General features: G+C 30.9%; 6 protein-coding genes. All 6 read right to left on the bottom strand.

Annotated elements, in window-relative coordinates; genetic code table 11:
• Positions 1 to 40: 40 nt before the first annotated feature.
• Positions 41 to 2,161, bottom strand: a complete 2,121-nt coding sequence (locus CI949_RS14435) for an LssY C-terminal domain-containing protein (protein WP_290767550.1) — start codon at positions 2,159 to 2,161, stop codon at positions 41 to 43.
• Positions 2,162 to 2,291: 130 nt separating this feature from the next.
• On the bottom strand, positions 2,292 to 3,680 hold the full coding sequence (locus tag CI949_RS14430) for a cell wall metabolism sensor histidine kinase WalK (RefSeq protein ID WP_147270166.1): 1,389 nt from the start codon (positions 3,678 to 3,680) through the stop codon (positions 2,292 to 2,294).
• On the bottom strand, positions 3,670 to 4,353 hold the full coding sequence (locus CI949_RS14425) for a response regulator transcription factor (protein ID WP_076545771.1): 684 nt from the start codon (positions 4,351 to 4,353) through the stop codon (positions 3,670 to 3,672). The genes CI949_RS14430 and CI949_RS14425 overlap by 11 nt, the downstream gene beginning before the upstream one ends.
• A gap of 42 nt (positions 4,354 to 4,395) precedes the next feature.
• Positions 4,396 to 4,662, bottom strand: coding sequence for a lipid-A-disaccharide synthase N-terminal domain-containing protein (locus CI949_RS14420; RefSeq protein WP_076545770.1), 267 nt, complete (start codon positions 4,660 to 4,662; stop codon positions 4,396 to 4,398).
• A 3-nt stretch (positions 4,663 to 4,665) separates the two neighbouring features.
• Positions 4,666 to 5,385 (bottom strand): glycosyltransferase family 2 protein, encoded by a 720-nt coding sequence (locus tag CI949_RS14415; RefSeq protein WP_108138257.1) that lies wholly within the window; start codon positions 5,383 to 5,385, stop codon positions 4,666 to 4,668.
• Between the two features lie 40 nt (positions 5,386 to 5,425).
• The gene (locus CI949_RS14410) at positions 5,426 to 6,997 is read right to left on the bottom strand and encodes a glycosyltransferase family 39 protein (protein WP_255417000.1); all 1,572 of its coding nucleotides are present in this window, start codon (positions 6,995 to 6,997) and stop codon (positions 5,426 to 5,428) included.
• Positions 6,998 to 7,147: the final 150 nt, after the last annotated feature.

Genomic DNA, 7,147 nt, shown 5'->3' with positions numbered 1-7,147 from the left:
TAAAACTTTGAGTTAATTAAATATTTTAACTGAACTCTATTTATTCAACTACCAATATATATGCTTTGCCATCCGTGAAAAAAGGATCTCCTACAAAATTACTTCCCAGTTTAGGCGCGACAAATTGATATTTTTCTGCAGATTTGATCAGAGAAGTAGTCTCTAAATCATCAAAAAGATATTCCCTCTCACTATCAATATCAGGATCAATCTTATGAGTTATACCCCACTTAATTCCACTATCAAAACTTGCCGTACCTACATATATTTTCTCTCCATCATTGGTTATAAAATTAGTCTCCCAGAATCGAGCATGATGACGAACTCTAATATTATCACTAGAATCTGGTTTTTCAAAAGCAAGATCATTAACCTTTGAATTCCAGAAATCAGGTGTAACCGGTGCACTGGGATATGGTTTTTTTAATAAAGCCGCTTTTGCAGCTTTATATAAAGTATATATGTTGATTTCATCGGCTGTATTCCAGCCAGCACTTTGAAAAGTTCTGATTAATTGTTTTTCATTATTAGCCACGATAATAAAACTTATCGGTTCTCCTTTTTCTCCTAAAAGCGACTCTGTATATTTAAGCCTACTGCCTTCAAAAACATTGAGAGCTTTACTAACAATTAGTGGCTTCTGTGGGGGAGTTGTTCTATATGGAATTTGATATTCTAAGGAAAAAAATGTATATGAGCCAACTGCTAAAATTATTATTATAACTGAAATTATTTGTTTTACCAGTCCGGACAATTCTACATCTTTAAATTTATGGAAAATATTTTTTTGATTAAGAGTTAAATATTCTGAAATACTTATTGCTATAATCAACCACAGAGCTCCAACTAAATATCCAGCCCAGACATCACTTAAAAAGTGTACACCCAGATAAAGTCTACTGAAACCAATAGCTATAATTAATATCAAACCTGTAAAAAATATATTTATCTTATTTTTCCAGCTAGAAATTTCCTTCACTAAAAAATAAGTTAAAAAACCATAAAACGCAACTGAAATTGTAGCATGACCACTGGGAAAAGAAAAAGAACTTTCTTGATAAATTGCAACAACCGGCCTTGGTCTATGAAAAAGTAATTTACCGATATAGGTAAATAACACACTACCTGTAATGCTAATCAGGATTGGAATTATATATGATTTTTTATTCCAGAGCCATAAAATTAAAATTATACTAAATGTAAAAACTAATATAACCTGCCATTTCCCGAGAAAAGTAATCCAGAAAAATATATCTGTAAGAGTTTCATTTCTAAAAATCGTCAAAAGATTTGCTATTCTATGATCCACACTAATAATTAAATCAGTAGTTAGAAAATCTTCAATAATACCTCCTAAAAGAGCCATTACATAGATTAAAGACAAAACAAAAAGAGTAACTGGAAGACCAAAAAAATTATTCCTATCAAATCTTTTTCTTAGAAATGAAAAGAATGCCTTATGCTGCTCAACAAATTCTATTACTTCTTTATTTTCGATCACAGCCCTTTTTATCGATTCACCTATTGAAACAAGTAAAGTTAAAAGTTCCTTTCCTCTACTCAAAGCAAAATGTTTGAGTAAATATATTAAAATCACAAAAACAATTAATCCTGTAAAGAAAATTGTAAACCTTGTAGACCAGAGGGCAACAAGCTGCCAGGTTCTACCAAAAAAGTAGCCAAGAGCAATATGAGATGCTGCCCATAATATGCTGCTTAAAATATTCCACAGCAAAAAAACTTTAGCATCTAGCTCAAAAAAACCGGCTATAAATGGGATAATAGGTCTTACCCAGCCAACGAATCGCCCCAGAAAAACACTTTTAGCTCCATAATGTTCAAAAAACTTTCGGCCTTTTATAAAAAGTTCCTGATTAAATATTTTACCATCCTGATTAAAGGGGACTTTTTTATTTCTTCCTAAACGAAAACTATAATTATCTCCCAAAACAGCAGCCAGAAAGACTAAAAGATATAAAATGATAATATTCAAACTGCCGTGAGCTGCTAAAAATCCTCCAATAATAACAGCTATACTTCCCGGTACTATTAAACCTATAAAAGCAAAAGATTCAAAAAAAGCCAGAATAGCTATTAATAGATAACCAAAAATAGAGAAATTTTGAATTAATGATATTAGATAATTATAATAATTACTCATAGCGAAATCCCCTCTTTAATAAATTTAATTTCATGAAGAATTATATTCATTCTGAAGATAGATATATAGCTTATTGAAAACAAATAAAAAGCTTATTTTTAAAGTCCAGGTAGCAAAATAATATAAATTTTTAAACTACAGGGAGCTTAATTATAAAGGTTGTTCCTATACCAGCACTACTCTCAAAATTAATACTTCCTTCGTGAGACTCCACTATCCATTCACAAATAGCAAGCCCCAGACCAGTGCCCCCCTTTTTACGAGACCGTGACTTATCAACCCGATAAAATCTCTCAAATATATTATCTTGATCTTCTTCAGGAATACCCCTACCGGTATCTTTAATTTTAATTATTAAATTTCCATCATTTTTTTCAGTAATTATCTTAACTTCTCCACCTTTTGGTGTATATTTAATAGCATTATCAATTAAGTTAAGAAGTAGTTGAATAATCATACTTTGATCTGCTAAAACACTTATGCTTTCGCTCGACTGTTCAGTAATTATTTTTATATTTTTATTTTCAGCAACTGCGCTAAACTCTCCCGCCACAATTTTCACTAATTCATTAATATCAAACTCTTCTTTTTCAATAATCTGCTTTCCACTATCACTTCTTGCAAGCAGTAAGAGCTGTTCAATTAAATGCCCCATATAATCAGACTGCTTTTTTATGATTTTCAGGGTTTCTTCACATTCTTCTTTTAAATCATTTCTTCTCAGAATCTTTTCCGATTGAGCTCTGATTACAGTTATTGGAGTCCTTAGTTCATGAGAAGCATCTGAAGTAAACTGTTTTTCTCTTTCAAAGGCCTTCTCCAGCCTTGCAAAAAGCTGATTTAAAGTTACAATCAGACTGCCCACTTCATCGTCAGTATTTTTTTCTTCAATTCTTTGCCCCAAACTACTGGAACTTATTTCTCTGGCAGTAGTATTAATTTTCTCTATTGGGGAAAGAGCCTTCCCAGCCAAAAAGTAGCCGCCAGTAATAGCTGCTATTAAAAAAATTGATATACCCAGTATTGAAATTAATATTAATTTATCTAATATTTTTTCTTCCGAATCCAGCCGTTCTGCTACCCTAATCCAGCCCGAAGTACTTTGACTGCTTATCGGTAAAGTTATTAACGCCCAATCTTCATCAATATTATCATTTTCTAATTTAATGACAGAAAAAATATTATCAGTCTTCAATTTGTCTGGTAAAATATAGTTTTGTTTATTGGTTAATACCAAATTCTTATTCGCAGCATAATAAGCTATTAAATAATCTTTATCAGCATTTTCTTTTACTTCATTAATGATTGGACTGATTTCGATGTTTTCCTCTCTAAGATCATTATTCTCAATTTCTCTAATGATTTGCTCTCCCTGATTTTTTAGCCTAATTTCTACCTGGTTATATATATATTGTTCTACATTTAAAAATATAAAACTGCTAAAGGCAATTAAAGTCATTGTTAAAATAATTATATACCATAAAGTTAATCTTGTCTTTATTTTTAATCTAAGTTTCATTTTCAATTACCTTTATCCTATAGCCTCTACCATGAACCGTTTCAATTAATTTTGGCTCGAAATCATTATCAATTTTTTGTCTCAAATAACGTATATATACATCAACAATGTTAGATGTATTTCCATATCGATAATCCCAGACATGTTCTTCTATCTGGGTTCGAGACAGTACCTGGCCTCTGTTCCTCGTCAGATATTCCAGAACAGCATATTCCTTAACTGTTAAAGGTATTTCAATTCCTCCGCGTAAGACTTTATGGTTTACCGTATCAATTACAAGATCTCCGGTCATAAGTTGATTATTATTCTCTTCAATACCTCTTCTAAGTAATGCTCTAACTCTTGCAACCAGCTCACCAAAAGCAAAAGGTTTGGTTAGATAATCATCTGCACCGCTGTTTAATCCCTTTATCTTATCTTCTACCATATCCTTTGCTGTTAATATTAAGATCGCTGTATTAATACCGTACTCTCTGATTTCTTTTAAAGCTTCCATTCCATTTTTAACTGGTAGCATTAAATCTAATATTATTATATCGTATTCATAATCCCAGGCAAAATTAACAGCCTGCTGGCCATCACTTACTGTATCAACAACAAAGCCTTCTTCCTCAAGCCCTTTTTTAATTACATCTGATAAATCCTTTTCATCTTCTACAACTAAAATTCTCATTTATCAGCACCTCTTTAAATAAATATGTAAAATAACTTTAAATCACTGATTACTTGTGCTCTTTCTGTTCTTTTTAATTAAATATAAATTTCGTAGATAAATAAAAGAACCGGTTGACTGTCCCACAATAAAAACTGGATCTCGCCGATGAATTGCATAAACTAACAAAGTAAGACTTCCTGCAATACTAAAATACCAGAAAGCATTTGGAACTATACTTTTTTTTGCTTTTTCTGAAGCAATCCATTGAATAATAAAACGTAAGGTAAACATCGCCTGACCAACAAATCCAATTATTATCCATATCATAGATTAATCCCTCTTTATATTATAATTAATAATTCTTTTCTTCATCCACCGCATAACTAGTGTATCAAATAATCCTCTCCACATTCTGTTATTAATCCCATATTTAGACTGACCATATTTTCGGGGATAATGGTTAACCGGAACCTGTTTTACTTCATATCCATTAATTCTGGCTAAAGTAGGATAAAATCTGTGCATACCTTTAAAAGGATAAAATTCTTTATGAATCTCATTTTTAAAAACTTTTAGTGGGCAACCTGTATCAGTAATCTTTTCACCGGTAATAAAGTTCCGAACCCCATTACCAACCACTGAAGAAATTTTTTTAATCAAACCATCATTCCGGTTGGTCCGCATCCCGATTACCATATCATAATCATTTAAAAAGGGAATCAGTTTAGGTATATCAGCAGGACTGACCTGGAGATCTGCATCTAAAGTAATTATATATTCTCCTTCCGCTTCTTTAAAACCAGCTAAGAAAGCAGCAGTCTGACCATTATTTTTAGTAAAATGTATTGCTGAAAGTCTATTTATTTTTTCCTGCAGCAAATCTATTTTTTGACTGCTGCCATCCTGACTTCCATCATCTACATAAATTATTTGATAATTATATTCTTGTTCATTTAATTCATTAATTATACTATCTGTTAGAGGAGATAAATTTTTGATTTCATTATAAATGGGTACCACTATTGAAAAATCATATTTATAATTCTGCATTTTCCACCACCCTTAATTTATATACGTTTTTAAAGTTAAATCAGTTACTATAATTAGTAATAATTATATAACTTTGATTAAATTGTGATACTTCAAATTTGTTTTTTATATTTTGATTCAAATCGCCCCTGATTCGCTGCCAATCGTCAAGTTCCATCATAACTGCAAATTTATCCTGCTTAAGATAATTTAGAAAGCCAACCCGGTCCTTAATCACTTCCGGCCAAAAGTCAAGATAAATACCAAGAGAATCGGAATCACCATCATATTTATAAGTAGCAATATTATTAATTCCTCTAGTTTTTAACTGCTGCATTTCTTTAGCTGTCTCTTTAAGAGTATAAGTCTGACTGAAAGGTTGAGCTACTGAAAAAGAAAAGTTGAGTAAAAAAACTGCAAATATAATAATAACGAGATACGAAATATAACTATATTTCTTTTTAAATAGTAGAATTATCCCGACTATTCCTCCCAGAATCCAGCTTATAATTGTTGGCATCAAAAGACTTTTTAAAGCTATTCCCTGTGTTTCCTGGGGTATAAAAAAACTTCCGATGGTGAAAAATGCAAAAGTAATCAATGCTGGAATTATAATATAATATTTGGATGCTCGTCGATTTGAAATCTCTTTAAATAAATAAGCAACCAAAAGAGCTCCAGCTGGATAGATTGGTAAAAGATATATGTCAAGCTTTCCACTTATTAAAGAAAATAAAATAAAAGTAACAGCAAACCAGCTAAGTAAAAACTTTATAAATTGAGGTAACCTTCCCCTATTCTTAAAACAGTAAATAAAAGCTGAATAAAGAAAGAAAGACCACGGTAAAAAGGTAAAAGAAAAAGTTGTTAAATAATAATAAAATGCTTTCTGGTGAGCAAAGGAATTAACAGTTCTACCAAAAGTTTGGACAACTAATAATTGATATGCATATTCTTTTCCCCCTCTAATTAAAGCGGGTACAAGCCATAATAAAATTACACCTACAAAAATTAAGATGCCTTTTTTTAATTTTAAATTTTTAAATTCCGCCAGATCTTTTTGAATTAACAAAAAGGCAGGAATAACAACTAAAGGAATTAAAAAACCAGCCGGTCCCTTAATCCATGTTGCCAGGCCCATAAATAAGTAAACCAAATAATAGAATCTATCTTTTCTTTTTGATTCTGAAGAATAACCGAGATAAAAAGAAAATAAAGCAGAAATAATGAAAAATCCCATTAAATGATCCATTCGAACTGTTATTGAAAGAGCAAAAAAGTAAAAAGTAATCATTAAAATCAAAGCCGACAAAAATCCATATTTCTTATTAAAATTCAGGCTTCCCCAGAAGAAAGTGACTATTGCAATTAAAATACCCGGAATTAAACTCATCATAACCATTGCGGTTACAGAATAACCCCCGGCCATAAGTCGGCTAAAATTTAAAAAGTAAAAATAAAATGGAGGTTTATGAGAATAAAACTCCCCCCCTAAATGTGGAACCAGCCAGTTTCCAGTATCATACATTTCCTTAGCAACTTCAACATATTTCATTTCTTCTTCCCAGTGCAAATCTCTATAGAAAGTAGCTGGCAAATAGAGAGCTGCCCCACAAATAATAATTAATAATATATATATATAAATATTTTTATGATTATTTATTGTTTTAATTGAACTTACCCCCTTATAATTTAATAATTTTGTTTATAATTAGTAAATACATCTCTTGCTGATCACCACACTTAATTTGATAACTCAATTATATTTTTAATATATTAAAAA

The organism is Halanaerobium sp., from assembly GCF_003070835.1.
The sequence above is the reverse complement of the archived record's forward strand: the minus strand, read 5'-3'. Positions and strand labels throughout refer to the sequence as shown.

Coding starts and splice junctions, on each gene's coding strand:
- CI949_RS14435 (WP_290767550.1), bottom strand. CDS start 2,161: ATGAGTAATTATTATAATTATCTAATATCATTAATTCAAAATTTCTCT.
- CI949_RS14430 (WP_147270166.1), bottom strand. CDS start 3,680: ATGAAACTTAGATTAAAAATAAAGACAAGATTAACTTTATGGTATATA.
- CI949_RS14425 (WP_076545771.1), bottom strand. CDS start 4,353: ATGAGAATTTTAGTTGTAGAAGATGAAAAGGATTTATCAGATGTAATT.
- CI949_RS14420 (WP_076545770.1), bottom strand. CDS start 4,662: ATGATATGGATAATAATTGGATTTGTTGGTCAGGCGATGTTTACCTTA.
- CI949_RS14415 (WP_108138257.1), bottom strand. CDS start 5,385: ATGCAGAATTATAAATATGATTTTTCAATAGTGGTACCCATTTATAAT.